The organism is Allotamlana fucoidanivorans, assembly GCF_006265225.1.
Lineage (GTDB): Bacteria > Bacteroidota > Bacteroidia > Flavobacteriales > Flavobacteriaceae > Allotamlana > Allotamlana fucoidanivorans.
Genome location: NZ_VDCS01000005.1, coordinates 55,787 through 80,526, shown reverse-complemented (window position 1 = coordinate 80,526; position 24,740 = coordinate 55,787). Strand labels below are relative to the sequence as shown.

The following is a 24,740-nucleotide window of genomic DNA, read 5'->3' as shown; positions in this document are numbered from 1 at the left end:
GTATGGCATTGAATTTCAAATTTTTTATTTTATTCTTTTTATTGGCTGTTGTGTCTTCTGCTCAAGAAGTTGCAAATCCTGTTGTAGACAGTATTGTAGATTATTTGTTGAAAGCAGAAAGCAACACCTTAGACGCCTTTGAAACTAAGCTTGATTTTGCGCTTCGTGCAAAAAAACTATCTGAAACTTATAAAATAGACTCCTTACGTATAAAAAGTAATAGGGTTTTGTCTTCGCTTTATGGAAGTAAAAAAGACAATCGCTTATTTTTAAGATATAATCATAAAGCCTTAAAATTGGCAAAAGAGATTCAAGACTCTCTTGCATTAGCGCAGATAAGTAAAGATCTCGGGTATTACTATTATAATAAATCTACTGATAGTGCCTACTATTATGATATCAAAGCTGAGAAATTATTTAAAGCACTAGGGGATAACTTCAATACTGCAGTTATTCTTTTAGATATAGCGCTTCTTCAAAAAAATGATAAGGATTATACGGGAAGCGAGTTAACTTGTGTAAAGGCATTATCTTTATTGGATCAACTAGAAGAAACCGAAACTGTAAAAAAATACAAGTCTTATTTTTACAACAATTTAGGTTTGGTGTTTAAAGAACTTGGTCAATTTGAAGAGTCTATTGAATATAATTTAAAGGCGCTTGAAGTTAAAGATGAACTTCAAGGTGATAATAGAGCCACAATTGATAACCAAAAGAATAATTTAGCCAATGCGTATAATCATTCTGAACAATTTGATAAAGCAGATTACTATTACCAACAAATACTAAAGAATGAAAACTTAATTCATGAGCGCCCAGATTTTTATGCCGTAGTGCTAGATAATTATGCATTTAATCTGTTCTTATCTGGTGATTATAGTCAACTACCACATTTATTCCTAGAAGCTTTACATATTTCTGATAGTATTGGGAAGACTTTCAATACTATAGTCATCAATCAACATTTAGCCGAATATTATCATAAAAAGAAGCGGCCAGATTCAGCCAAATATTATGCCTATCGTGCCAAAGAGTTATCAGAACCTAATTATACAGACTATTTGCTGGAATCGTTGTTAATCCTGTCAAAAGTTGAAGTAGATAGCATAGCTGTAAAACATTACGATGCCTATGTTACGCTTTATGATAGTATTATAAAGAATGAGCGAACCATTAGAAATAAGTTTGCCCGAATTCAGTTTGAAACTGACAAAATTGAACAGGAGAATATTGAAATAGCTAGAGAGCGTACTTGGCTCTTTATCATTTCGGTGGTGGTTGTCATTGCATCGCTCCTATTATATATGGTTATTATTCAAAGGAATAAAAACAGAGAGCTTCAATTTGTTCAAAAGCAACAAGAAGCCAATGAAGAGATTTATAACCTTATGCTGTCTCAAAACGAAACCATTGAAGAAGCTCGAACACTAGAAAAAAAACGAATCTCACAAGAGTTGCATGACGGTGTGTTAGGGCGCCTTTTTGGAACGCGATTAAGTTTAGATAGTTTAAATATGAATAATAGTCCTGAAGCGGTTAAGACCAGAAGTCAGTACATTGAAGGATTAAAAGCTATTGAGGAAGATATTAGAAAAGTATCGCACGAACTTAATACTGATTTTGTTTCTGGTTCTGGGTTTATTGACATCATAAAAACCTTAGTTGAAACACAAACTTTGGCTTATGGTTTAGAATACAATTTAGTGCATGACGACGCTATTAATTGGGACAATATGTCGAACAGAGGAAAAATTCATATATATAGAATCATTCAGGAAATTCTCCACAATATCTATAAACATGCACAAGCAACCCAAGTAAGTATTAGATTTAAATTGAAAAAAAATGTAATTTGCCTAATCGTTGCAGACAATGGCTCTGGGTTTGATGTTAATAAATCTAAAAGCGGTATTGGGTTGAAAAACATGAAGGCAAGAGTTAATGAAATAGAAGGGCATATTAATATAAAATCGGAAATAAATAAAGGAACAACAGTGACCATTGAAGCTCCATTTCAATAATTTTATCATATGACTGAAAAATTAAGAATACTTATGATTGATGATCACCCCATGATTATTGAGGGGTATCAAAATACACTACAATTTACCAAGAAAGATAATCAGGAGTTGTTTATTGATATAGCTAACAATTGTGATGAGGCTGTAGCGTTTATGGATAAATCGGTTCAAAGCGAATGGCTTTATGATATTTTGTTTGTAGATATCAGTCTTCCACCATCTACAGATGGTACAATGAGTTCAGGAGAAGATTTGGCAGAGTATGCACGTAAGATTCTGCCGAGCACAAAAATTATAATTCTTACTATGTTTAATGAAGCGTTTAGAATTCATAATATCATAAAAACTATAGACCCCGAAGGGTTTTTAATAAAAAGTGATTTAACCTCAAGCGAATTAGCTAGTGCATTTCAAGCAGTGTTGAATAACCCGCCATTTTATAGCGGTACGGTGAACAGTTATATCAGAAAAACAATAACGAGTGATATTGTTATTGATGATAAAAATAGAAAGATTTTATATTTACTATCACAAGGCGTAAAAACTAAAAATTTAGCATCCCATTTAGATATTTCTCTGAGTGCCATTGAGAAGCGAAAAAAACAGCTTAGAGATATTTTTGATGTGACCGATGGTCAAGACGAAACACTACTGGATCGAGCCCGAAAACAAGGTTTTGTGTGATAGGTTGTGTTAAAGTTATGCTAAATGGAAATTAATCTACTTTTTTTGGAAGCTTGAAAGGTACGTTATATCTAGATTCTACCTTTTACCCGTAATACTGTTGCGGGTTTCCCGCAGTTCAAAAACAATCATAATAAATATATTTGTATATCAACACTTCAGAAAATTAATTAATCCCTCAATTTTTTGTTGATAATAGCAATTTACAAACCCCGTGGAGGTGAGAGACCCACGGGGTTCTTTTTTATAGGATGAACAACGCTGAGCTATGGTCTATTACAATTCCAATCCAAAGGCCAAAATAAATTATAGACACAGCAAACTTTATAAATGTTGAGGTTAAAAACCCAATGAAAGAACCAAAAGCAGCCTTTGTTGCTATTCTTGTGTTGTTGCTATTTATTAACTCGCCAATCAGAGCGCCTAAAAAGGGCCCAATAATGATACCCCCAGGTATTGGGGCTAGTAGTCCAACAATTAAGCCAATAGTAGTGCCTATTATTCCATATCTTGAGCCTCCAAAACGTTTTGTACCTATGGCAGGAATAATGTAGTCTAAAATCAAAATAAGTAGCGCTATTATTAGAGTAATAATTAAAAACGACATGTTCATTGAAATAGCCTTTGTAAAATGAAGTATGAGCAGTCCAAACCAACTGGTAAGCGGTCCAGGTAAAATAGGTAAAAAGCTACCAAGTATGCCAAGAATCATTAAAATGAAAGCAATAATTGTTAAAAGAATATCCATAGGTTAAGAAGAATTTTATTTGTATGACGTTATATGCCTAAAATAGTTACAAATACATAGTTGTCATAGTTTAAAATATTGGATTAAAATTGTACTTTTCGGTTTCAGTTTTAGTCCATGAAGAAATATCTGGTTTTTATTGTTTTTTTTACCCTGTATTCCTGTGAGAATTTCAAGGTTAAAAAGACCACTTCAGAAGCCATTTTAAAAGAAGAGTTAAAAACTTTTAATTGGAACGATGTTGATGCATATCCTAGTTTTTCTGTTTGTGATTCTTCCGCAACAAAAGCAGATAGAATAACCTGTTTTCAAACCACAATTGTAAATCAAATTACGCATCATTTGAAAAACGAAATCATTGTAGTTACTCAAGATATTGATGATACCTTACATTTAGATTTTGAGGTTTCAACTTCAGGAAAACTAACTTTATTACAAGCTGAAATGGATGACATAACACGAGAAGAAATTCCAGATATTGAAACCATTTTGAATGAAAGTTTACATGGTATGCCAAAGATATTTCCAGCTATAAAAAGAGGTCAGCATGTGAAAGCAAGATTTAGTTTGCCAGTCATCATTCAGGTGTATTAATTATTTTTTAAACGAGCGTTCTTTCCAGGTGTATGAAGAGAACAAAGAGGTTATAGCAATAAAAGAGCAAAAAATAGGATATACGCATAGGGACCACAGATAACTTTTTAAGACATGCTTTTGATTAAAAAATAGGGCTGTTTTATAAAGTAGTATAAAATCTATTGTAGTTTTTATAAGAACTGTTAAACAAAACATTTCTAAAGGGAAAAGTGATAGAACTGCCAATAAAAAAGTAATGATTATCAGCATGTTCATAAATAAAACGATAAGGGCTGTTCCTTTGCCTAATACACTAGTGTAGGCTCCGGTTTTTGACGCCCACCGTAATCTCTGGTTGATTAAACCTATTAGGGATGATTCGGCATTTGTTCGTACAATACCCGCTTTGTTTTTTAAGAACCCTATATTTTTTTGATTGTTTTGAGCCATTTTTTCTAATAAAAAGACATCATCACCACTAGCAATACGGTCATTATTTTTAAACCCTTCAACGGCATTAAATAATGTTTTTTTGTAGGCAAAATTGGCTCCGTTGCATAAAAAGGGTTGTTTAAGTCCAAAAGCCCCCATGGTAGCACCTTGAAGGCTTAGCAAGTCTAATATTTGAAACCTGTTTAACAACGTGTTTTGCTCTAAATAAGTTACGGGACCAATTACACAAGAAACACCTGTATTTTGAATATAGGTATCAAAGCTGTTTAGCCAGTATTTTGGTAAAATACAATCGGCATCTGTCGTTATAATCCAGTTGTTTTTTGCTACACTTATAGCGGTTGTAATGGCATCTTTTTTAGGTGATTTTGATTGCCTGTTGTTTGCAATAGTTTTCCAATGCAGGACAGAATCTTGTAGTAATTGGTTTATAATTCCTTCTGAGGTGTCACAAGAATCATCGTCAACCAAAATAAGTTCAAACAGCTCTTTCGGGTAGTTTAAACCTTGTATAGATGCTATGAGTTGGGGTAAGTTTTGAGCTTCATTTCTAAAAGGAATGACTATAGAAAATTTGGTTTTTGGTTGAACTTCTGGTGGATTAAATGGTTTTGTTCTATTGAAACCGTAAATCAGGCTGCCCATTAAAGCCAAATAACCCAATGTGATACTTAGGCAGAAAATAATCATATGAGTTGGCTTTTTTTAGGAAAGGTAAATTGCATAATACAGTAACTTCCAAATAAGCTGGGCAATACAAAATTAAGTAGCCACATTATGGTCGTGATACAAACAATAGGGGTTTCGGATATACCCGCAAGTGAAAATAAATAAGCGGCTACACTGCTTTTTACTACAACATCAAAAATGAAGATAGATGGTATAACAGAAGCCAATAAGTAAGTGAGTGCTATTAAACTCAAAGCATAGATGTAATCAATATTTAGGTTGAAAAGCAGTAATAAGAACAAGAATTGAGAGGTGAAGGTAATGTATCTAGCAATAGATAATACTATGGCTTTTCGCAATCTGATTTTTGAAAAATGAGTTACGTGAGTAACCCATGTTTTTAATGAAACCCCTTTGATTGAAATGTTACTTTTTTTAAGTAAAAACAATGAAAGCAAAATGATAATGAAGAGTAAAAAAGGAGCCCAAACGAACGATGCTAAATTTGTTTTAAAATTGAAATTAAAAAACAGGAGGGTAAATCCTAAAACCCCAAAACACAAGGTGACTCCCATTTGAAGGAGGTTGCCCAAAATAGAAATCAGTACAATACGCTTTCTTAAATCTGCTGTAAAATAAAGGGCTTTTGCTCCATATTCACCAATTCTGTTTGGTGTAAACAAGGATGCTGTAAGAGCGCCTAAACTTTGATGTAATGCACTACTAAAGCGCGTTTTCTTAACACCACTGACTAAGATTTTCCATTTTACTATTTCTAAAAACCAATTTAATACAGACAATCCGACAACAACGCAAATTCCAAAGAACGAAACATCCATATGGCTTATAGTTGATTCAATAAAATAGGAAAAGGGTAAGGTATTATTAGTGAGCCTGTGATAAATGAAAAATAAACAGCAGACGATAATGCCAATTTTAGTCAGCACAAAAAAGAATTGTTTAGATTTGTATGAAATGGTTACCATTAACGGGTACAAATTAAATCAAATAATAACTAATGCGCTCCACTTTTATCTTGAATACGTATTTTTTTATTGGAATTATTATATGTTTTTCCAGCCCGATAGGTTATTCACAAAGTGACACATCGACTCTAAAAGCACAGTTTGCTTTAGGTGTTAATAGTCCTTCGTCGGCTGGTTTTGTGACTGATTTTGAAGCTAATTCTGTGAATTTTCCAAGTATCAATCTAGGTTTGCAATATATGTTTTGGGAACCGTTGGGAGTGAAACTTGATTTTGGTTATAATCGATTTTCAAGTGCAAATAATTCGCCTGATTTTAAGGTGAATTATACCAGAATTAATGGACAATTGGTTTTTGATGCGTCTCATTTTACCAGTTTTTTAAACAGAATGGGAGCCTTTGTTCATGTGGGGCCTGGGGTTACAATGATAAAACCTTTAGGTAACTATGGTGAGAATAAAACTTCTTATCTGAATACCATTACTGGATTAGAATTACATTATGCCATGTCAGATAAGTTATCTGTGTATCTAGATGCTTCTTATATAGTTGGTTTTTCAGATGATTTTGATCCTGTAGAAAGCGGCTTCGGATCTTTTAACGGAAATATGTTTACCCTAACTATTGGTGCTTCAATTTCACTAAGTGGTTGTTATTATTGTGGTGATTAATGAAAGAAAGAATTATTTTAGGTATTGACCCAGGAACAACAATTATGGGGTTCGGACTCATTAAAGTTGTTGGTAAATCCATGCATTTTTTACAGCTTAATGAATTGGATTTGAAAAAATATGATGACCACTACCTTAAGTTGAAATTGATATTTGAACGCACTGTAGAACTTATTGACACCCACAACCCCGATGAAATTGCTATTGAAGCTCCTTTTTTTGGTAAAAACGTGCAAAGTATGTTAAAGTTGGGGCGTGCTCAAGGAGTGGCTATGGCAGCAGGATTGAGTAGAGAAATTCCTATCACAGAATATTTGCCTAAAAAAATAAAAATGGCCATTACAGGAAACGGCAATGCTAGTAAGGAACAAGTGGCAAAAATGCTTCAAAGTCTGCTGAAGCTAAAAAGTTTGCCAAAAAACTTAGATGCTACCGACGGTTTAGCGGCTGCTGTTTGTCATTTTTATAATTCAGGACAGGTGTCGGTGGGTAAAAGGTATACAGGGTGGGATGCTTTTATAAAACAAAACCCTGATAAGTTAGGCTAATTTCTAAATTACTTATGGCTGGAATTTACATTCATATTCCTTTTTGTAAACAAGCGTGTTTTTATTGCGACTTTCACTTTTCAACATCATTGAAGAAAAAAGAGGATATGATAGCATGTCTTGTAAAGGAAATAGTTATAAGAAAGGATGCTTTGCAAGGCCAACCCATTGAAACGATATACTTTGGTGGTGGTACACCTTCCTTATTAACCAATGAAGAATTAGCCAGTATTTTAAATGTTGTGCATCAGAATTTTACAGTGGTTGCTAATCCTGAAATAACACTTGAGGCTAATCCAGATGATCTATCATCAGAACGAATCAAAAATTTATCAGAATCAAAAATTAATAGATTAAGCATCGGTATTCAGTCTTTTTTTGATGACGATTTAAAAAGTATGAACCGCGCTCATAATGCTGAGGAGGCTGTAAATTGTTTAAAAACCGCTTCAAAATACTTTGATAATATCACTATTGATTTGATTTATGGAATCCCTAAAATGGGTGCCCATAAATGGAATAAAAACTTAGATATCGCTTTAAGTTTTAATATTAATCACATATCAAGTTATGCGTTAACTGTTGAGCCTAAAACAGCTCTAGATGCTTTTATAAAGAAAGGGGTTTATCCGCCAGTGGAGGAAGCTTTGGCTTTACAACATTTTAATCATCTAATCAATCGCTTAGAAACCGAGGGCTTTGTACAGTATGAAATATCAAATTTTGGAAGGCAAAATTACTTTTCAAAGCATAATACCAGTTACTGGCAAGGGAAACCATATCTAGGCATTGGGCCTTCGGCACATTCATTTGTAGGGAATCAGCGTAGTTGGAATGTGGCCAATAATTCAAAGTACATACTAGGTATTCAAAAAGGAACGTTACCTGAAACGGTTGAAGTGCTCTCAAAAAAAGATCGTTATAATGAGTTTGTTATGACAGGTCTAAGAACCATTTGGGGTGTGTCATTTACTGCTATTGAAGAGGTCTTTGGAGAAGCGTTTATTTTGCATTTAAAAAAAGCGTCTGAAAAGTTTGTGCTTGAAGGATTATTACAAATAGAAACTCAACATAGAGAAAAAGTACTCAAAGCTACATCGAAAGGAAAATTTTTAATTGACGGTATCGCTTCTGAATTGTTTATGATTTGATTATATTTACGTATGATCACAACAATACAGTACAATTCAAGAAAACTTAAAATTGATTTAAAACAACCTATTGACATCTCTATTCCTTTAAGAGCGTCAAACATTAATGTGAATGCTTGGTATGTTGGTCCGCCAACTATAGAACCCGAAAAGGATGGTGATTGGGTGGCAGCAGTGGCTCAAGAGGCGAGTGTCAATTTTAACAATATTTACTTTAATCCCCATGCGCATGGCACACACACAGAATGTGTGGGGCATATTACCAAAAAAGTACATTCTATAAATGCACATTTAAAACAGTTTTTTTTTCTGGCCGAAGTCATTACTGTTGCTCCAGAAACATTTTTAGAAGATAAAGTGATTTCAAAAAAACAGTTACAATTCATGCTGGGTAATAAAAAAAGAGACGCCTTGGTGATACGGACCATGCCCAACACAAAACTTAAAAAAAACAAGCAGTATTCAAACACCAATTGGCCTTATTTACTTGAAGACGCGGTTGCTTATCTGGTAGAAAAAGGCATAAAACATTTGCTAATTGACTTGCCAAGCATTGACCGAGAGAAAGATGAGGGTGCTATGCTAGGACATAATGTGTTCTGGAATACCAAAGGGGAGTTGCGCATGGATGCCACCATTACAGAACTTATTTATGTGCCTAATAGTGTTGAAGACGGCGAGTATTTTTTAAATTTACAAATAGCACCCTTTGAAAATGATGCTACACCAAGTAAACCTATTTTATATAAAATTATAAGCTAAATGAAGACATCATTAAAAATAGAAGAACTTTTTATGTTTTTTTTAGGGGTTTATCTTTTTAGCGCCTTAAACTATAGTTGGTGGTGGTTTGTTGGCTTATTTTTATTGCCAGATTTAGGAATGCTTGGTTACGTTGTTAATTCAAAAGTAGGAGCTATCACGTATAATATGTGTCACCATAAGGGTATTGCTATTTTTATGTTGTTGCTAGGGTATTACTTAAATAAAGAGCTCTTGCAATTAGCTGGTATTATTTTGTTTTCTCATGCGTCTTTCGATAGAGTTTTTGGGTATGGCTTAAAATATTACAGCCATTTTAAACAAACACATTTGGGAGCAATTGGTAAAGTGTAGGGTATGGATGTTGTTTTAGGAATTTTAATAGGGCTGTTGCTATGTTGGGGAATTATCGCTTATTTTCAATCCATAAAAAATAAACAGATAGTTGAATCACAATCGGCCATCTTGCTAGATAAAATTAATAAAGTATGTAAGCTCATTACTGTAGAAGGCGATTTTGCCGAAATTTATCATTATCAAGATGTAAAAGAGCGGTTTTTAAAATTGGTCTCTAGTAGAAAAAAAGCGTTAGTAGTTATTAAGGCTAAAGCGCATGTTGGTTTTGATTTGTCAAAAATCGCCATTCGTACAGATATTAAAACCCGAACGGTTATTTTAGAGCGATTTCCTCAGCCCGAAGTATTGTCAATTGAAACCAATTTGAATTACTATGATAAAACGGATGGTTTGTTCAATAAGTTTGAAGCAGCCGATTTAACAGGGCTTCATAATGAAGCAAAACAACATATTAAAGATAAAATTCCTAATAGTGGTTTGTTGGAAGCCGCGAAGCAGGAAGCCAAGGAAGCCGTTTTAATTATTGAAGCTATAGTTGAAACCATTGGGTGGAAACTAGACTATTCTGATTTAAAAATAGAATCTTATAAAACGCCTAAACTTGAAGCGTGAACATAGAAGCAATCCGAACATACTGCCTCGGTAAAAAGGGAACTTCTGAAAGTTTTCCATTTGATGAAGATATACTAGTGTTTAAAGTGCTAGATAAAATGTTTGCGCTAATTTCATTAAAAAAATGGGAAAGTGGACAGGCGGCAATAAACCTTAAAGCCGATCCAGATTATTCAGAAAGGTTAAGAGCCCAGTATAGTAATATTCGACCAGGGTATCATATGAGTAAAAAACATTGGAATACCCTTTACCTTCATGAAGGCCAGTTAGCACTAGAGCTTATAACGCATCTTATTGATCATTCCTATGATATGGTTGTAAAAGGTATGACAAAAAAAATGCGTGATAATCTGAATAATCTTTAGTATTCCACAGTTTTTTGTTGTACATTTATAAGGCATTGTCTCTCAAACATTTGTTATTAGCATAATCGAATTGCCTTAAATCCTAAAGTAGTATTTAATCAACCTATTATATTAACTTTAATTTTTAACAGATTATGAAAACAACCAATCAAATTTTACTGCTGTTATCATTTTTATTAGTGAGCTCTACAAGTTTTGTAATGGCTCAAGATGATGCGCCCAAACGACCAAAGTATATCACCGTAACCACAATGCACTGGAATATGGATTACGAAGATTTCGATATGGACACTTGGAAATCGGTAGAAAAAGAGTATTTAGAAAAAGTAACCATGAAAAACGAGTATGTTATGAACTCGTCATTCTATTTACATCAAATGACTCCTGATAATACAGAGCTGATTTATGTAAGAACTTATGAAAATTGGGCAGATATAGAGAAAGCTGGAGAAAGAGATAATGAATTAACTAAAGAAGCTTGGCCAGAAGAAGAAGATCGTGACGCCTTTTTAAATAAACAAAGAGCTTATTATTCAAATCAACACGCTGATGAGATTTACAACACAATGTCGTTCGTGAAACCATTAAAAGATGTGTCAAAAGATCTTATTTGTTATGTGCGAACAAATCATATGGCATTTCCAGAAGATGGTGATATTGAGGAAATAAGAGCATTAATGACTAGTAATTTTGAAAAACTAATCAAGGATAATGATTTGATAAAAGGGTATTATACCCACAGACATGCTTGGGGGCATGATGCTACCGAAATGATGGAAGCCTATTTTTTAGATTCTATGGCAGACTTAGAAAAAATGTTTGATGGTTTACCTGAACTTATGAAAGAAGCATGGCCAGATGAGGCTGAAAGAAAAGAACGTTGGAAAACATTTAACAAATATTTTAATGGCGTTCATGGTGATGCTGTTTACCAGTTTGTAGCTGGGTTAAGTAAGTAAACAAAGAAGCAAATACTGAAAAAAGACGTCAAAGAGGCGTCTTTTTTTGTGATAGCTAAACTTGTAAGCAGTTGCATTTAAACGTACTTTTGCAGTCATAAAAGTCACACCACTATGAGCGTTCTACAAACTTTAAAAGAAAGAAGTAACAATACCTGTGAATTATGTAAATCAGAGAAAGATTTGGCTCAATATACCATTCCACCATCCTTAAATGAAAATGTAGCTAATGATGTATTGGTTTGTAAAACGTGTCTTGATCAAATTGATGGACATGAAGCAATGAATCCAAATCATTGGCGATGTTTAAATGATAGCATGTGGAGTGAGCACGTTGCAGTGCAAATTATGGCTTGGCGTATGCTTCAAAGATTACGCAACCAAGGATGGCCTAAGGATTTATTAGATATGATGTATCTAGATGACGAAGCCTTAACTTTGGCAAGAGCCACAGGAGAAGATAAAGACGATAGTGAGAAAGTTATTCATCGAGATATTAACGGGGTGGTGCTTCAAAATGGTGATGCTGTAGTGCTGGTAAAAGACCTTAAAGTAAAAGGGTCAAGTATGGTGGCTAAACAGGGTACAGCTGTTAGAAACATTCGTTTAGATCGGGATAATGACAAGTATATTGAAGGTAAAGTAGGGGCGCAACAAATAGTAATAGTTACAGATTACGTGAAAAAAATATAATTTTGAGATTCTTGCCCTAATCTTGATTTTCATTTTAAATTAGCTTGTACTTAAGGTTTTATAACTAAAATTGTTTTTGTAAGATAGAAGTTACCGCACTATGGTATGAACTTCCAAATAGGTTTAAATGTACCAAGAGGTAATACAGCAGGTATATTTCCAATCTATCACTGCTTTCAGGCGTAATTGGAAAATAGGAATGATACGAATTGTAGAATGACGTATCAAAACCACCAAACAGTTTTGTCATAGCAATATCCACTTCATGATGTCCATAATAAATGGCTGGGTCTATCAAATAAGGCGTGCCGTCTTCAGAAATTAAATAATTACCGCTCCATAAGTCCCCGTGAAGTAAGGAAGGTCTGACCGCTTTTAATAACTCTTTTAAGCGCGTTTCTATTTGTTTTTCGTTAGGACATTCAGCATTTTTTAACAAACCTTTTTGTTTGGCTAAATTTATTTGTGGTAAAAGACGTTCGTTAAAATAAAAGCTAGCCCAATCATTATAATGTTTGTTGCTTTGGGGTAAACATCCAATAAAATTATCGAGTTTTAATCCAAAAGTATCTGAAGTGCAGCCATGCAGTTGAGCTAATTGAGTGCCTAAGCGCTTAAAATCATTCCCTGAAGACGGTTTTGAATTAATATATTCCAATAACAAAAATGCTGTGTTGTGAAACCTGTCACAGACCAAAACCTCTGGTGTTTTTATAGTGTTTGTGTGTGCAATACTATTTAGACCATAAGCCTCCGCTTGAAATAGTGCTTTGGCATCTGGCCTGTTATTGAGTTTTAAAAAATAACTATTGGTAGCCGTATCAATCTTAAAAGCTTTTGAGATATCACCGCCATGAATAGGTGATATCTGCGTGATGTTTTCGTTGAAGTGTTTGGTAAGGTAAGTCTTAAAACTATTAGGAATCATGTATTAAAAATACAAAGTATTCTTAACATGGTTAAACCTATTTATAACTTCCCGTGGTAGAAATGCTCTATTATTTTATTTAAAAAATATCGTCTTTAAAAGCTGTTTTAATTAAGGTTTTCGTTCTAAAAGTGCCATGTAAAATCCATCAAAACCAGATTCATGAGCGAATACTTTTTTGTCTTTAACAAACTTAAATTGAGCACCAGCTTCAGTTTTTAAAAAGGCATTAACTTGATTTTGATTTTCAGAAGGCAACACTGAACAGGTGGCATAAACTAATTTACCACCAGGTTTTACCATTTTTGAATATTGTTGCAGTACCTCTTGCTGTGTTACTCTAATACGATCTAAAAATTCTGGCTCTAGTTTCCATTTAGCATCAGGATTTCTTCGTAATACTCCCAAACCAGAACAGGGTGCATCAATTAAAACACGGTCGGCCTTATTGTATAATTTTTTTATAGGTTTTGTAGAATCTATAACTTTTAAATCTACATTGTGTACTCCATTTCTGCGAGCTCTTACCTTAAGCTTTTTGAGTTTACTTTCGTAAATATCCATGGCTGTAATTTGTCCTTTGTTTTCCATCAAAGAAGCAATGTGTAATGTTTTACCTCCAGCACCAGCACAGGTATCTATGACCTTCATGCCAGGTTTCACATCAAGAAAATCAGCTACCAATTGAGAAGAAGCATCCTGAACTTCAAAAAGACCATTTTTAAAGGCGTCGGTGACAAATACATTGGCACGTTCGGTCAATCTAAGAGCCGAAGGATAGCCTTTTAAAAATTCGGTTTCAATATTTTGATCCGCAAGCACATTCTGTAGCTTGTCTTTTGTTGTTTTTAGCGTATTCACTCTAAGAATAACATCGGCTTGCTCATTTTGCATAGCAATTTCCTTAGTCCATTTATTCTCTCCCAATTCTTGCACACCAACTTCGTCAATCCAATCTGGGATAGACTCTCTGAATTTTCTAATTTTTGAAAGTTCATCAAATCGTCCTTTTATTTTTCGGGTAGGTGTGTTTTCAAAATATTTCCAATCGGGAAGTCTTATGCCTTTTAAGGTGGCCCAAACCGCAAACATGCGCCATAGGTTATCTCGATGAAATGGTTCTTTAACTTCGGCTATTTCAGCATAAAGACGTTTCCATCTTACTATGTCATAAGTGGTTTCGGCAACAAAAGCTCTGTCTCTAGCCCCCCAACGTTTATCGCGTTTTAATAATTGCTGAATCACTTTATCGGCATATTGCCCTTCATTAAAGATTAATGTTAATCCATCAATGACCGCAAAACAAAGGTTTCTGTGTAATCTCATCTTGATTTATTGAAGCGCAAAGGTACGTTTAAATTGTTTACATTACTATTTGTGATAAATAGGATTTATTACAACTTTAAGAGTGGTTGGCTAAGGCTATAGTGTAAACCTGAATCTAAGCCACAAGTGAGAAAAAAAGTTATCAAGCACAAGTTTTTTTGTTCTTTATCATCTAAACTTGCATAAGTTAATTAGCATATTTGACCGAAGACGAATTTATAGAAAAGTTAAAGCGCCACAACGCCAGCGCTTATGCGCGATTGTTGGATGATTTTCAGCAAAAGGTGTTTGCTACTTGTATCTCTTTTGTGCCTAGTAAAGAGGATGCCGAAGATATTGCACAAGAAGTGTTTGTTGAGGTCTTTAATTCCATTGGAACATTCAAAGGTAATTCTAAATTATCAACCTGGATTTATAGAATTACCACCAATAAATGTTTGGAATTTATTAGAAAGCGAAATACTAAAAAACGATTTGGGTTTATGCAGTCGTTATTAGGACATGAAATGCCTTTAGATAAAAGCCATTACTTTACAGAAGTAAACCATCCAGGGGTAATTCTTGAAAACAAGGAGAAAAGTGATATCTTGTTTTATGCTATTAATCAGTTACCAAATGCCCAGAAAGTGGTGTTTATTTTGCACAAAATTGACGGGAAAAGTTACCAGGAAATAAGCGATATTATAGAAAAAAGTTTTTCTTCAGTAGAGTCTCTTATGTTTCGTGCCAAAAAGAATTTGAGAACGCTTCTAGAGAATTTTTATAAAAACAATAAATAACGCAAGTTTTTTAAATGTATTGCATCTAAATATTTGATATGGATAGAGATAAGAACATACAAAACCAGATTGATGAAACTATAAATGTTTCAGAGCGTATTCAGAAAGTGTCTGTATCTGCATTTTTTAAAGATAAAACCATGCAGGTTTTATTTGCTGATAAAAAAGAAGAAGAGAGCCGCATTTGGTTGTGGTTTACGCCAAAATTACAATTGGCGTCATTAGTTTGTATTATTATTCTAAATGTGATTGCTTATACAAGAATGCAACAAGCCACTTATGATCATCATGTGTCTCAATTTGCTGAATCTTATGGGTTATCAACTCCCAATCAATTTTCATTATTAAAATAACTATGAAAAAGAATATCGTTTTATACATACTGTTCCTTTTTTTAGTGATAGCTAATGGGTTCTTTTTATATAATTATGTAGGGAATAATATTGATAGAAAGGGGAAAGATATGGTTAGGCCAGGTGATTTTATATTAAAAGAACTACAGTTCAGTGAAGAACAAATGGAGGCGTTAAGAATGTCAAGTGTGGGGCATCATGAACGTATGAAAAGGTGTTCTGAGGAGTTAAAACGATTGAAAGATTTATTGTTCAATACCTTATCAGAGCAAGAGACTAATGAGACTAAAACAGACTCTATTATTTCTTTAATAGGTCAAGTTGAAATGGAAAAAGAGAAGGAAGCGTTTTCGCATTTTAAAACGATTCAAACGCTATGTAACAACAAACAAAAGGAACGTTTTAAGAGAATAATTAATGATGCGCTGCACAAACACGGTAGGCAAGAGCAGAGGCCTCCAAGTAGAGCAACGTTTCAGGGAGCTCACCCACCGCATCCTCAAAGAATGGATTCGAATAGACATTTGCCGCAGCAAGAGTAAAAAAATGTTTAAAAAGTGAGACCTTCATATTTGTGAAGGTCTTTTTGTTAGTAGTTGCACCAGTTTTTTGTTCAAGAAACATCTAAAAACTAAATGTTAAAAGGAATACAGATGATAAATAAAAATTTACCTAAGGTGCTAATCCTCATAATGCTGTGCTTACATATTATAGGCACTGCACAAAACGATTCAATTGAAACCGGTCGGTCATCCCATGTTAATCATCAGCATACAGACTATTTTGGAGCGTATCAATTGAATGACCCTGTATTTGGTACTAAAACTTCAGTAATCATTAAAGGTGCTAAAAGAATTATGACTACTAACGCTTTACCAAATCATGAAACAGGCCAGTTTCCTACTCGAGGCAATCCTAATACCATTTCTGAACAACATAGAATTTATTCTTTTCCAGTTCGTCCAAAATATACGGGACAACCTAAATGGGTGAGAGAACCCGGTGTGGCGCTTAATGGTGTTAAGTTTGAGCCAGGTACCGCCGAAGTGGTTGTTTGTGATACGGGAGAGAATTATCGGGTAGAAGCTTTTCAAGATTTGATTAATTTAGGTCTGGATTTTAATCATGCGCATGTGCAACCCACAGGTGCCTATCATTATCATGGTACACCAACTTCTGTTATTAAGACCTTTGATACTGGTGGTGATTTGGTTCATATTGGATTTGCTAAAGATGGGTTTCCTATCTATTTTTCTAAAAGTGAACGTTATAAACCAAGCTATAAGTTAGCAATAGGAAATCGCGTAGGTGATGGATGTACATATACCAATCCTAAACAAATACTTAGTATTTTAGTAAAGGGTAATCATGATGGTACTTTTACGTCAGATTATGAATATATTGAAGGTTCTGGTGATTTAGATGAATGCAATGGTGTTATGGTAAATGGTGCCTATATGTATTTTGTTACTACTACATTTCCTTATGTTGGCAGGTGCTTAATGGGAGCATTTGAGGAGGACGAACTACGACGCGGCAGATTTGGCTCACGCCACCATAAATCTAGAAACTAACGATGTCTTTTAAGAAAAGTAGTGTCGCCAAAGTATTCTAACCAAAGATTTGATAAATCAGGAGAAATTATTTTTTCATCAAGACGCAAGTTTTTTTTAAAAGACGCATCAAAATACCTAAACAAATCTCAATACATGAACTTTAAGAGAAACCAAATTGTTGCCATTTTTGTTGTTGTTATTGTAACCATTGTAGCATTAAATATCATCATGATAAGCAATGGTTTTAATCAAAGGGAATCTAGTAAAAAAGTAACAGCAACTATTGGTGAACATGCACATTAAATCTATAATTTAATGGAGGTATATTCAATTATTAAGGGTTCTGTATGGAAGTTTTTTTAAGGGAGGTATAAAAAAAGGAGAGCGGTTAATGGCTCTCCTTTTTACGTTTTTTAAGTTCTTCAAACATATGCCTTTTAAACTCTTCTTCAACTAATTTTAGGAGCACTATTTTTTTTGATGAAATAACAGGAGCCAGTTTGTTTGGTAGTTCCATTCTTAAGGCGTGTAGTTTACGCTCTGCAGTTTTAATTCTATTTATCAGATTTTCAGCTTCAGCTTCAGACATCGTTTCAGCGTGATCTTTTATTTCATTACGCAGGGCACGCATTTCTTTGTGTTTAATTTGAAATGTTTCTTTTTCAAAATCGTTATAAATAGGCCAAAAATTTTGGGCTTCACTTTTACTGAGATTTAGTTTTTCAGTAATAAAAGATACTTTAAGCGCCCTAATTTGCTCTCTGCTAGTCCCATTCTTATTTTGGGCCGATAATATTGGAGTTACCACTAATAAAAGTACGGCAATTAATTTTTTCATCTTTATGTATTTATTCAATCATTAAAGTTTCAATGTCAGCATGCTCTAGTAAATAAGCTTCAAGCGCGTCATCATCCACATTAAGCGTCATACCTGTTTCAAGTTCTTCTTCTAATAATAAGGATGCAATTTCATAAGAACTCACATTTTCATCAATGAGATAATCTTCAACCGTTTCAGTGGTTAAAGTATCAAATGTTGGCGTTTTATCAAATATGGAAAGGTTAAGTAATAATATGATGGTAGCAGCGATGCTGGATGCATAAAACACGGCTTTTTTTGTAAAAAGTGATCTTACTTTAGTTGCGGGTTTATCCTCAATACGTGATATAACTGCTTGTTCAATAGTTTCAAAGTACTGCTTTGGAACAGTGAACCCAGAATCATGGCCACTAAGAATACTTGGTTGACCTGTTTTACTGAACACTTTGCTTTCTAGAGATTCAAAATAGTCCTCAGGTATTTTAAACCCCGTTGATTTTATATGATGTAATTTTTTATTTTTCATTTTTTTCTACTTACAGTGTTTTGACTCATTAATTTTACAAAGGTTTAATTATTAGTCAAATAAGCTTCAATTTTTTTTACAGCAATATGATAGGAGGCTTTTAGTCCGCCTTCAGTTATTTCTAGAATTTCAGAGATTTCTTTATATTTTAAATCCTGAAAATATTTCATGTTAAATATCAATTGTTGTTTTTCAGGTAAGGTAGCAATCGCTTTCTGCAACTTTAATTGAATGGTCTTGCCTTCAAAGTAAACATCAGCAGATAAATTAGTAATAGCTAGTTTTTTTACTTCCTCACTACTCACCTGTAATTGTTTGGCACGTTTATTTATAAATGTAATAGATTCATTTGTAGCTATTCTATACATCCACGAGAACAGTTTGCTATCTCCCTTAAAATGATTAATATTCCTATACACCTTAATAAAGGTGTTTTGTAGCACATCATCTGTATCATCATGTGATTTTACTATATGCCTGATGTGCCAATATAGACGCTCTTTGTATAACGACATAAGTGTGCCGAAAGCTTTATCCTTGTGTTGTTCAGATTTTAATTGTTCTACTAGTTCGGCTTCCTTAATCACAAACAATTGTTTACATGTATGACCACGAAATATACAAAAAGTTTAAAATAAATTTTTCATAAACTTGAATAATGTATTATGTTGATATACAGTGTTTTAAATAAAATATTATCGATAAAAAGCATCATAATATCGATAAAGTGTAAATTTTTCTTGTCAGAAACAATTTTCTAACTTATATTTGTCTCAGAAACCTACTTAATATGTTAGTCGTCCCCAAATCTAACATAAACTAAAAAAAGGATAGAAGCCCCCAAAACTCTATCCTTTTTTCATTTTATTTAACTCTTTAAGGGTTATTCAAAACTTTGCATTTCCACTAGCTTTTGGTATACCCCTTTTTTAGCAATGAGTGCCTCGTGTTTTCCTTGCTCTACTATTTCTCCTTTGTGTAGTACAACAATCTCATCGGCGTTTTGAATAGTAGAAAGTCTGTGTGCAATAACTATAGAGGTTCTGTTTTTCATCATGTTTTCAAGTGCCACCTGAACTAGACGTTCACTTTCTGTATCTAAGGCTGAGGTTGCCTCATCTAACACCATAATGGGCGGACTTTTTAAAACGGCTCGCGCAATACTTAAGCGTTGTTTTTGGCCTCCAGAAAGTTTATTGCCAGAGTCTCCTATGTTCGTTTCAATACCTTGAGGTAAGTCTTTTACAAATTCCCAGGCATTGGCCACTTTCAAAGCTTCAATAACTTCAGTGTCAGTGGCGTCGTCTTTGCCAAGTTTTAAGTTATTCTTAATGCTTTCATTGAATAAAATAGCATCTTGGGTTACAATACCAAGTTGATTTCTCAATGAGGCTGTGGTAAGGTCTCTAATATCTGTACCATCAATTTTTATAGCTCCTTTGTTAACATCATAAAATCGGGTAATAAGATTTGCTATAGTGGATTTGCCACTGCCAGATTGGCCAACAAGTGCCACTTTTTTCCCTTTTGGGATAGTAAGCGAAAAATCCTTTAAAACATAATCGTTTTCATACTTAAACCAAATGTTTTCAAAAGAGATGTTTTTGTTAAAGCCTGTTTTAACAACAGCATTATCCTTATCTTTTAAAGGGTTTTTAGCATCGATTATTTCTTGAATCCGTTCCGCAGCAGCATTACCTTGCTTGATATTATACAGCCCTCTTGAAATGGCTTTGGCAGGAACCATAATGTTATAGGCTAATCCCATATAGGCAATAAAGGAACTACCATCAAGAGATTGATCTACTAAAACAAGCTGACCACCATACCACAGTAAGATTGAAATTACTAAAATACCAAGAAACTCACTGGTTGGTGAGGCTAAATTTTGGCGGTTTAATAATTTATTTGAAAAGTGATAAAATCGGTCACTTGATTCTTGAAAACGGTTGTAAAATTTCTCCTGGGCATTAAAACCTTTAATGATTCTTAATCCAGTTAATGTTTCTTCAAGCGTAGAAAGAATAGACCCTTGTTCCTTTTGAACCCGATCTGATTTTCGCTTTAAACTTTTGCCAATTATAGAAATAATCCATCCTGAAAGCGGTATAAAAACAAAAACAAAAATGGTTAGCTTCATACTAATTAGAAGCATCATGATGAGTGTGAAAATAATCATTAAGGGTTCTCTGGCAATAAGCTCTAAAACAGGTAGCATAGAGTATTGAAGGGTGGCTACATCGGTAGTTACTCTGGCCATTACATCTCCTTTTTTCTGATCTGAAAAATAAGATAAAGGGAGCTCTATGGTTTTTTTATACACAGTATTTCTTAAGTCTCTAACAACACCATTCCTTAAAAATACCATAAAGTAATATGCCAAATAGCTAAATATATTCTTTAATAAGAATAGAACGATAATGAGACTTACAACAAAAATTAAGGCTTTTTGGGGATCGTCTTGAGCATATTGATTAACATGATACGCCAAGAAATCCTTATAAAAATCTTTAATATTATTTATACCTTGGTAAACGGGTGCTTCAGTTGGTACAACGGCATCCTTTTGAAACAAAATATCTAGCATAGGAATGAGCGCTACAAAAGAGAGCGCTCCAAAAAGGGCGTAAAAAATATTTGAAACAATGTGTCCTAAAGCATAAGCCTTATAGGGTTTAGCATATTTTAAAATATTGGTAAAGTGACTCATTAAATTAGCTTCATGTCTTTTAAAATCGTTTCAGCTTTAGCGTCTAATTGCGCTTCCACCTTATCGAAATTTTCTATTGAATTTAATGGGGTGTTTACACTAACGTAAAATTTAATTTTAGGCTCTGTGCCGCTTGGTCTTAATGCTACTTGTGACCCATCTTCAGTATAATAAATAATTACATTTGATTTTGGAATATCAATGTCTGATACTTCGCCAGTAAGCCCGTTTTTAGCTACCGATAACTCATAATCTTCAATGCGTACAACTTTTGAACCGTTGATTTCTGATAATGGATTCTCTCTGGCATCAACCATCATTTGTTTGATTTCTTCAGCACCTTCAATACCCTTTTTAGTTAGAGAAACTAGTTTTTCTTTATAACATCCCAGTTCTACATAAAGTTTTATGAGTTCGTTGTAGAAAGAGCTTCCTTTTGATTTGGCAATAGCCGCAATTTCACAGGCTAAAAGGGTTGAGGTTACCGCATCTTTGTCTCTCACAAAGTCGCCCACCATAAACCCGAAACTTTCTTCGCCACCACCAATAAAATCTAATTCAGGGAAATCGTGAATGAGTTTTGCAATCCATTTAAATCCTGTTAAAACAATCTTGCTGTCAACATGATAAGCCGCGGCAAGTTTTTTCAACATGGGCGTAGATACAATAGTTGATGCAATAAACTCTTTGCCTTTTATTTTATCTTCAGCTTTCCATTGTTTTAACAAGAAATCGGTCATCATAACCATGGTTTGATTTCCGTTAAGTAATTGCAATTCATTTTTGCCATTACGCACCGCAACACCTAACCTGTCGCAATCAGGGTCGGTCCCAATCACAATATCTGCATTTACCTTGTCAGCCAATTCTAAGGCCATTTTTAGGGCGGCAGGTTCTTCTGGATTTGGAGACGCCACAGTTGGGAAAGCCCCATCAGGCACTTCTTGCTCTTTTACAATATGTGCGTTTTTGTACCCTGCACGCTTTAAAGTTTCAGGAACAGCGGTTATAGATGTACCGTGAAGTGAGGTAAACACAATAGTTAAATCATCTTTAGCTTCTTGTGTAGCGCCAACGCTTCCGTTAATTACTGAGGCATTTATAAAAACATCATCTACATCTTCACCAATATATGTTATAAGATCTTTGTTTGCGTCAAATTTAATGTTAGAATACTCAACGGTATTTATTTCATTAATCACCCCTTTGTCATGTGGCGGCACTAGTTGCCCACCGTCTTGCCAATACACTTTATAACCGTTATATTCAGGTGGATTATGAGAGGCCGTTAATACAATACCACAATGACAATTTAGGTGTTTTACGGCAAATGATAATTCTGGTGTAGGCCTTAAGTCTTCAAATAAAAAAACTTCAATACCATTAGCAGAAAACACATCGGCAACGACTTTGGCTAAAGTTTTACTGTTATGTCTGCAATCATAAGCAATAACCGTTCTGGGTGTTTCGTTTGGAAACTGTTGGTGTAAATAGTTACTTAAACCCTGTGTACTTTTGCCTAGGGTGTATTTGTTAATCCTGTTTGTGCCAACGCCCATTATGCCACGCATGCCTCCTGTTCCAAACTCTAAATCTTTGTAGAAGCTCTCTTGAATATCTTTCGGACTATTAGCGATGCTTTCTTTTATAGTGGTTTGGGTTTCTTCATCAAAAGTTGGAGTTAACCACGTGTTTATTCTTTCTAAAATTTTAGGTTCAATGTGTATCATAATGCTAAAAAAAAATGGATAACAAAAGTAAGCAATTCGTTCATTTTTCGCGGAATAAATCTTGAAAACCTTCGAAATCGTTATAGCTTACCAAGTTTGATTTTTTGTATTACTTCTGTTTATTTTAAATTCAATGTTTGTTTGATAAAATATCGTTGTTTGTCAGGTCGGTTTCTTAAAATGAGCTCCCCTAAAAATCCGGCAACAAAAAACTGGGTGCCAATAATCATAGTTGCCAGTGCGATATAAAATTGAGGACGTTGGGTGATGAGCCTTCCAAACGGATTAAAATAAAGTTTATCTATGCCCAAATAAGCTGAGAAAGCAAAGCCAATGGTAAACATTATAACGCCTAAGGCTCCAAATAAATGCATAGGTCTACGGGCAAAACGAGACAAGAACCAAATGGTTATTAAATCTAAAAAACCATGGATAAAACGGTCTATACCAAACTTAGTTTCGCCGTATTTTCTAGCTTGATGCTGAACCACTTTTTCCCCAATATTTGTAAAACCAGCATTTTTTGAAAGTACCGGAATATAGCGATGCATTTCACCATTAACATCAATATTTTTTACAACATCAATGTTGTATGCTTTTAGCCCGCAATTAAAGTCATGAAGTTTGACGCCTGATGTTTTTCTGGCAGCCCAATTAAAAAGTTTAGATGGTAAATTTTTAGCAATAACAGAATCATAGCGCTTTTTTTTCCAGCCCGAAACTAAATCGAATCCTTCCTGTTTAATCATTTGGTATAATTCAGGAATCTCATCTGGGCTATCTTGAAGATCGGCATCCATGGTAATAATCACATCGCCTTGCGCTTCATCAAACCCTGCATGAAGGGCTTGAGATTTTCCAAAGTTTTTTAAAAAACGAATGCCCTTTACGTTTGGGTCTTTTGCTGATAATTGGGTGATGGTATCCCATGATTTATCGGTGCTACCATCATCAATAAAAAGAATTTCATATGAAAAATGATTGGATTTCATAACGCGCACAATCCAATCATGAAGTTCTGTTAATGAGTCTTGTTCGTTTAGTAGTGGTATAACTACAGATAGGTCCATTTAGTATTTTGTCAAAAAATAATATCCAAAAATACTGAATTTATTCGGCGTCGGGGTTACTTTTTTTCATTGCAGCTGCTACAATTAATCCTATAATACTGAAAAATACTAAATAACCAGCTAAACCTTTTGCGATATTACCTAGCGCATATTGATTTTGAGATTCAATTTGTTTAACAGCTTCATCTATTTTATCTGATGGACTGTTAAAGCCTTCCATCATTTCAACCGTAGTTTCAATGGTTTTTTCTTTTAAAATCTCGGCTGCTTCGGTATCAATTATATTAAATAGTAGATAAGAGACAAATGTGCTGATTAAAAGCCCTATTAAAACGGTAATAAAATAAGCTGTAAAAGCTTTTTTAAAAGATGCAAAACCATTTTGGGCCTGTTTTACTTTAGCGACTGAAACAATGCCTAAAACAATAATAGCAATTAAAATGAAGATGCCAATCCACATATTCGTGAGCAATTCAATGTTTATGGCATATGATAAAACGGTGATTAGAGCCAGTAAAATGCCAAGATAAAGCCCGTAATTGGTTGCAATTGACTTTAAAGATTTTTCCATAATAAAACAATTAATTTGTTGGTTGCCTAGTTAGTATTCAAAGATATGAAAACGTTACAATTAGAATTAAAATAAAAAAAATTAAAAACTATTGTGCATTTGTAAAAAAAGCTTAA

29 protein-coding genes are annotated in these 24,740 nt (G+C 34.0%); 17 read left to right on the top strand and 12 right to left on the bottom strand.

Annotated features, from left to right (window positions below):
* The first annotated feature begins 2 nt into the window (after window positions 1-2).
* Window positions 3-2,021, top strand: coding sequence for a tetratricopeptide repeat-containing sensor histidine kinase (locus FGF67_RS05975; RefSeq protein ID WP_139695719.1), 2,019 nt, complete (start codon window positions 3-5; stop codon window positions 2,019-2,021).
* A gap of 9 nt (window positions 2,022-2,030) precedes the next feature.
* Complete coding sequence (locus tag FGF67_RS05970; RefSeq protein ID WP_139695717.1) at window positions 2,031-2,705, top strand: response regulator; 675 nt, start codon at window positions 2,031-2,033, stop codon at window positions 2,703-2,705.
* A 244-nt stretch (window positions 2,706-2,949) separates the two neighbouring features.
* Here the strand turns inward: FGF67_RS05970 and FGF67_RS05965 are convergent, their stop codons facing one another.
* Complete coding sequence (locus FGF67_RS05965; protein ID WP_139695716.1) at window positions 2,950-3,453, bottom strand: DUF456 domain-containing protein; 504 nt, start codon at window positions 3,451-3,453, stop codon at window positions 2,950-2,952.
* A gap of 117 nt (window positions 3,454-3,570) precedes the next feature.
* On the opposite strand from FGF67_RS05965, the gene FGF67_RS05960 reads away from it, so the two are divergent.
* Entirely contained in the window at window positions 3,571-4,047 is a 477-nt protein-coding gene (locus FGF67_RS05960; RefSeq protein WP_139695714.1) for a hypothetical protein, read from the top strand.
* Here FGF67_RS05960 and FGF67_RS05955 read toward each other — a convergent pair whose 3' ends face one another.
* Both FGF67_RS05955 and FGF67_RS05950 read right to left on the bottom strand, forming a co-directional pair.
* Window positions 4,048-5,172 carry a glycosyltransferase family 2 protein gene (locus FGF67_RS05955; protein ID WP_139695712.1) on the bottom strand — a complete coding sequence of 375 codons (1,125 nt, stop codon included), beginning with the start codon at window positions 5,170-5,172 and terminating at the stop codon, window positions 4,048-4,050.
* Window positions 5,169-6,137, bottom strand: a complete 969-nt coding sequence (locus FGF67_RS05950; protein WP_139695710.1) for a lysylphosphatidylglycerol synthase domain-containing protein — start codon at window positions 6,135-6,137, stop codon at window positions 5,169-5,171. Before FGF67_RS05950 ends, FGF67_RS05955 begins: the two co-directional genes overlap by 4 nt.
* A gap of 50 nt (window positions 6,138-6,187) precedes the next feature.
* Between FGF67_RS05950 and FGF67_RS05945 the strand changes: the two genes are divergently transcribed.
* From FGF67_RS05945 to FGF67_RS05905, 9 genes are all read left to right on the top strand, one after another.
* Window positions 6,188-6,808, top strand: a complete 621-nt coding sequence (locus FGF67_RS05945; RefSeq protein WP_233244018.1) for an outer membrane beta-barrel protein — start codon at window positions 6,188-6,190, stop codon at window positions 6,806-6,808.
* Complete coding sequence (gene ruvC, locus FGF67_RS05940; protein WP_139695706.1) at window positions 6,808-7,356, top strand: crossover junction endodeoxyribonuclease RuvC; 549 nt, start codon at window positions 6,808-6,810, stop codon at window positions 7,354-7,356. Before FGF67_RS05945 ends, ruvC begins: the two co-directional genes overlap by 1 nt.
* A gap of 14 nt (window positions 7,357-7,370) precedes the next feature.
* Window positions 7,371-8,507, top strand: coding sequence for a radical SAM family heme chaperone HemW (gene hemW / locus FGF67_RS05935; protein ID WP_139695704.1), 1,137 nt, complete (start codon window positions 7,371-7,373; stop codon window positions 8,505-8,507).
* Window positions 8,508-8,519: 12 nt separating this feature from the next.
* A complete protein-coding gene (locus FGF67_RS05930; RefSeq protein ID WP_139695702.1) occupies window positions 8,520-9,269 on the top strand; it encodes a cyclase family protein in 750 nt (249 codons plus the stop codon).
* Entirely contained in the window at window positions 9,270-9,623 is a 354-nt protein-coding gene (locus FGF67_RS05925) for a DUF4260 domain-containing protein (RefSeq protein WP_139695701.1), read from the top strand.
* Between the two features lie 3 nt (window positions 9,624-9,626).
* A complete protein-coding gene (locus FGF67_RS05920; protein ID WP_139695699.1) occupies window positions 9,627-10,238 on the top strand; it encodes a DUF4230 domain-containing protein in 612 nt (203 codons plus the stop codon).
* Window positions 10,235-10,603 (top strand): MmcQ/YjbR family DNA-binding protein, encoded by a 369-nt coding sequence (locus FGF67_RS05915; RefSeq protein WP_139695696.1) that lies wholly within the window; start codon window positions 10,235-10,237, stop codon window positions 10,601-10,603. Before FGF67_RS05920 ends, FGF67_RS05915 begins: the two co-directional genes overlap by 4 nt.
* A 134-nt stretch (window positions 10,604-10,737) precedes the next feature.
* Complete coding sequence (locus tag FGF67_RS05910) at window positions 10,738-11,562, top strand: hypothetical protein (protein WP_139695694.1); 825 nt, start codon at window positions 10,738-10,740, stop codon at window positions 11,560-11,562.
* 114 nt (window positions 11,563-11,676) lie between these two features.
* Window positions 11,677-12,255 carry a PhnA domain-containing protein gene (locus FGF67_RS05905; protein WP_139695692.1) on the top strand — a complete coding sequence of 193 codons (579 nt, stop codon included), beginning with the start codon at window positions 11,677-11,679 and terminating at the stop codon, window positions 12,253-12,255.
* A gap of 64 nt (window positions 12,256-12,319) precedes the next feature.
* Here FGF67_RS05905 and FGF67_RS05900 read toward each other — a convergent pair whose 3' ends face one another.
* Both FGF67_RS05900 and FGF67_RS05895 read right to left on the bottom strand, forming a co-directional pair.
* On the bottom strand, window positions 12,320-13,183 hold the full coding sequence (locus FGF67_RS05900; protein ID WP_139695690.1) for a fructosamine kinase family protein: 864 nt from the start codon (window positions 13,181-13,183) through the stop codon (window positions 12,320-12,322).
* Between the two features lie 111 nt (window positions 13,184-13,294).
* Complete coding sequence (locus FGF67_RS05895; protein WP_139695688.1) at window positions 13,295-14,509, bottom strand: RsmB/NOP family class I SAM-dependent RNA methyltransferase; 1,215 nt, start codon at window positions 14,507-14,509, stop codon at window positions 13,295-13,297.
* A gap of 200 nt (window positions 14,510-14,709) precedes the next feature.
* Here FGF67_RS05895 and FGF67_RS05890 point away from each other — a divergent pair, with 200 nt between their 5' ends.
* The 5 genes from FGF67_RS05890 to FGF67_RS17225 all read left to right on the top strand — a co-directional run bounded on the left by FGF67_RS05890 (window position 14,710) and on the right by FGF67_RS17225 (window position 17,500).
* On the top strand, window positions 14,710-15,288 hold the full coding sequence (locus FGF67_RS05890; protein WP_139695686.1) for an RNA polymerase sigma factor: 579 nt from the start codon (window positions 14,710-14,712) through the stop codon (window positions 15,286-15,288).
* A gap of 38 nt (window positions 15,289-15,326) precedes the next feature.
* Window positions 15,327-15,641 (top strand): hypothetical protein, encoded by a 315-nt coding sequence (locus FGF67_RS05885; protein WP_139695684.1) that lies wholly within the window; start codon window positions 15,327-15,329, stop codon window positions 15,639-15,641.
* Between the two features lie 2 nt (window positions 15,642-15,643).
* Window positions 15,644-16,183, top strand: a complete 540-nt coding sequence (locus FGF67_RS05880) for a hypothetical protein (RefSeq protein ID WP_139695682.1) — start codon at window positions 15,644-15,646, stop codon at window positions 16,181-16,183.
* A gap of 111 nt (window positions 16,184-16,294) precedes the next feature.
* On the top strand, window positions 16,295-17,215 hold the full coding sequence (locus FGF67_RS05875; protein ID WP_139695680.1) for a YHYH protein: 921 nt from the start codon (window positions 16,295-16,297) through the stop codon (window positions 17,213-17,215).
* Window positions 17,216-17,350: 135 nt separating this feature from the next.
* Entirely contained in the window at window positions 17,351-17,500 is a 150-nt protein-coding gene (locus FGF67_RS17225; RefSeq protein WP_158293183.1) for a hypothetical protein, read from the top strand.
* Window positions 17,501-17,585: 85 nt separating this feature from the next.
* On the opposite strand, the gene FGF67_RS05870 is transcribed toward FGF67_RS17225, so the two are convergent.
* The 7 genes from FGF67_RS05870 to FGF67_RS05840 form a co-directional block, all read right to left on the bottom strand.
* Window positions 17,586-18,035 carry a hypothetical protein gene (locus tag FGF67_RS05870; protein WP_139695678.1) on the bottom strand — a complete coding sequence of 150 codons (450 nt, stop codon included), beginning with the start codon at window positions 18,033-18,035 and terminating at the stop codon, window positions 17,586-17,588.
* A 10-nt stretch (window positions 18,036-18,045) separates the two neighbouring features.
* Window positions 18,046-18,543: a hypothetical protein gene (locus FGF67_RS05865; RefSeq protein WP_139695676.1), complete on the bottom strand. Its 498-nt coding sequence runs from the start codon at window positions 18,541-18,543 to the stop codon at window positions 18,046-18,048.
* Between the two features lie 44 nt (window positions 18,544-18,587).
* Window positions 18,588-19,130, bottom strand: a complete 543-nt coding sequence (locus tag FGF67_RS05860) for an RNA polymerase sigma factor (RefSeq protein ID WP_139695674.1) — start codon at window positions 19,128-19,130, stop codon at window positions 18,588-18,590.
* Window positions 19,131-19,426: 296 nt separating this feature from the next.
* Entirely contained in the window at window positions 19,427-21,253 is a 1,827-nt protein-coding gene (locus tag FGF67_RS05855; RefSeq protein WP_139695672.1) for an ABC transporter ATP-binding protein, read from the bottom strand.
* Window positions 21,253-22,983 (bottom strand): phospho-sugar mutase, encoded by a 1,731-nt coding sequence (locus FGF67_RS05850; protein WP_199240661.1) that lies wholly within the window; start codon window positions 22,981-22,983, stop codon window positions 21,253-21,255. The genes FGF67_RS05855 and FGF67_RS05850 overlap by 1 nt, the downstream gene beginning before the upstream one ends.
* Window positions 22,984-23,102: 119 nt before the next feature.
* Entirely contained in the window at window positions 23,103-24,053 is a 951-nt protein-coding gene (locus FGF67_RS05845) for a glycosyltransferase family 2 protein (protein WP_139695670.1), read from the bottom strand.
* A 40-nt stretch (window positions 24,054-24,093) separates the two neighbouring features.
* Window positions 24,094-24,624: a DUF4199 domain-containing protein gene (locus FGF67_RS05840; RefSeq protein WP_139695669.1), complete on the bottom strand. Its 531-nt coding sequence runs from the start codon at window positions 24,622-24,624 to the stop codon at window positions 24,094-24,096.
* Window positions 24,625-24,740 lie beyond the last annotated feature (116 nt).

Coding starts and splice junctions, on each gene's coding strand:
- FGF67_RS05975 (WP_139695719.1), top strand. CDS start 3: ATGGCATTGAATTTCAAATTTTTTATTTTATTCTTTTTATTGGCTGTT.
- FGF67_RS05970 (WP_139695717.1), top strand. CDS start 2,031: ATGACTGAAAAATTAAGAATACTTATGATTGATGATCACCCCATGATT.
- FGF67_RS05965 (WP_139695716.1), bottom strand. CDS start 3,453: ATGGATATTCTTTTAACAATTATTGCTTTCATTTTAATGATTCTTGGC.
- FGF67_RS05960 (WP_139695714.1), top strand. CDS start 3,571: ATGAAGAAATATCTGGTTTTTATTGTTTTTTTTACCCTGTATTCCTGT.
- FGF67_RS05955 (WP_139695712.1), bottom strand. CDS start 5,172: ATGATTATTTTCTGCCTAAGTATCACATTGGGTTATTTGGCTTTAATG.
- FGF67_RS05950 (WP_139695710.1), bottom strand. CDS start 6,137: ATGGTAACCATTTCATACAAATCTAAACAATTCTTTTTTGTGCTGACT.
- ruvC (WP_139695706.1), top strand. CDS start 6,808: ATGAAAGAAAGAATTATTTTAGGTATTGACCCAGGAACAACAATTATG.
- hemW (WP_139695704.1), top strand. CDS start 7,371: ATGGCTGGAATTTACATTCATATTCCTTTTTGTAAACAAGCGTGTTTT.
- FGF67_RS05930 (WP_139695702.1), top strand. CDS start 8,520: ATGATCACAACAATACAGTACAATTCAAGAAAACTTAAAATTGATTTA.
- FGF67_RS05925 (WP_139695701.1), top strand. CDS start 9,270: ATGAAGACATCATTAAAAATAGAAGAACTTTTTATGTTTTTTTTAGGG.
- FGF67_RS05920 (WP_139695699.1), top strand. CDS start 9,627: ATGGATGTTGTTTTAGGAATTTTAATAGGGCTGTTGCTATGTTGGGGA.
- FGF67_RS05910 (WP_139695694.1), top strand. CDS start 10,738: ATGAAAACAACCAATCAAATTTTACTGCTGTTATCATTTTTATTAGTG.
- FGF67_RS05905 (WP_139695692.1), top strand. CDS start 11,677: ATGAGCGTTCTACAAACTTTAAAAGAAAGAAGTAACAATACCTGTGAA.
- FGF67_RS05900 (WP_139695690.1), bottom strand. CDS start 13,183: ATGATTCCTAATAGTTTTAAGACTTACCTTACCAAACACTTCAACGAA.
- FGF67_RS05895 (WP_139695688.1), bottom strand. CDS start 14,509: ATGAGATTACACAGAAACCTTTGTTTTGCGGTCATTGATGGATTAACA.
- FGF67_RS05885 (WP_139695684.1), top strand. CDS start 15,327: ATGGATAGAGATAAGAACATACAAAACCAGATTGATGAAACTATAAAT.
- FGF67_RS05880 (WP_139695682.1), top strand. CDS start 15,644: ATGAAAAAGAATATCGTTTTATACATACTGTTCCTTTTTTTAGTGATA.
- FGF67_RS05875 (WP_139695680.1), top strand. CDS start 16,295: ATGATAAATAAAAATTTACCTAAGGTGCTAATCCTCATAATGCTGTGC.
- FGF67_RS17225 (WP_158293183.1), top strand. CDS start 17,351: ATGAACTTTAAGAGAAACCAAATTGTTGCCATTTTTGTTGTTGTTATT.
- FGF67_RS05870 (WP_139695678.1), bottom strand. CDS start 18,035: ATGAAAAAATTAATTGCCGTACTTTTATTAGTGGTAACTCCAATATTA.
- FGF67_RS05865 (WP_139695676.1), bottom strand. CDS start 18,543: ATGAAAAATAAAAAATTACATCATATAAAATCAACGGGGTTTAAAATA.
- FGF67_RS05855 (WP_139695672.1), bottom strand. CDS start 21,253: ATGAGTCACTTTACCAATATTTTAAAATATGCTAAACCCTATAAGGCT.
- FGF67_RS05850 (WP_199240661.1), bottom strand. CDS start 22,983: ATGATACACATTGAACCTAAAATTTTAGAAAGAATAAACACGTGGTTA.
- FGF67_RS05845 (WP_139695670.1), bottom strand. CDS start 24,053: ATGGACCTATCTGTAGTTATACCACTACTAAACGAACAAGACTCATTA.
- FGF67_RS05840 (WP_139695669.1), bottom strand. CDS start 24,624: ATGGAAAAATCTTTAAAGTCAATTGCAACCAATTACGGGCTTTATCTT.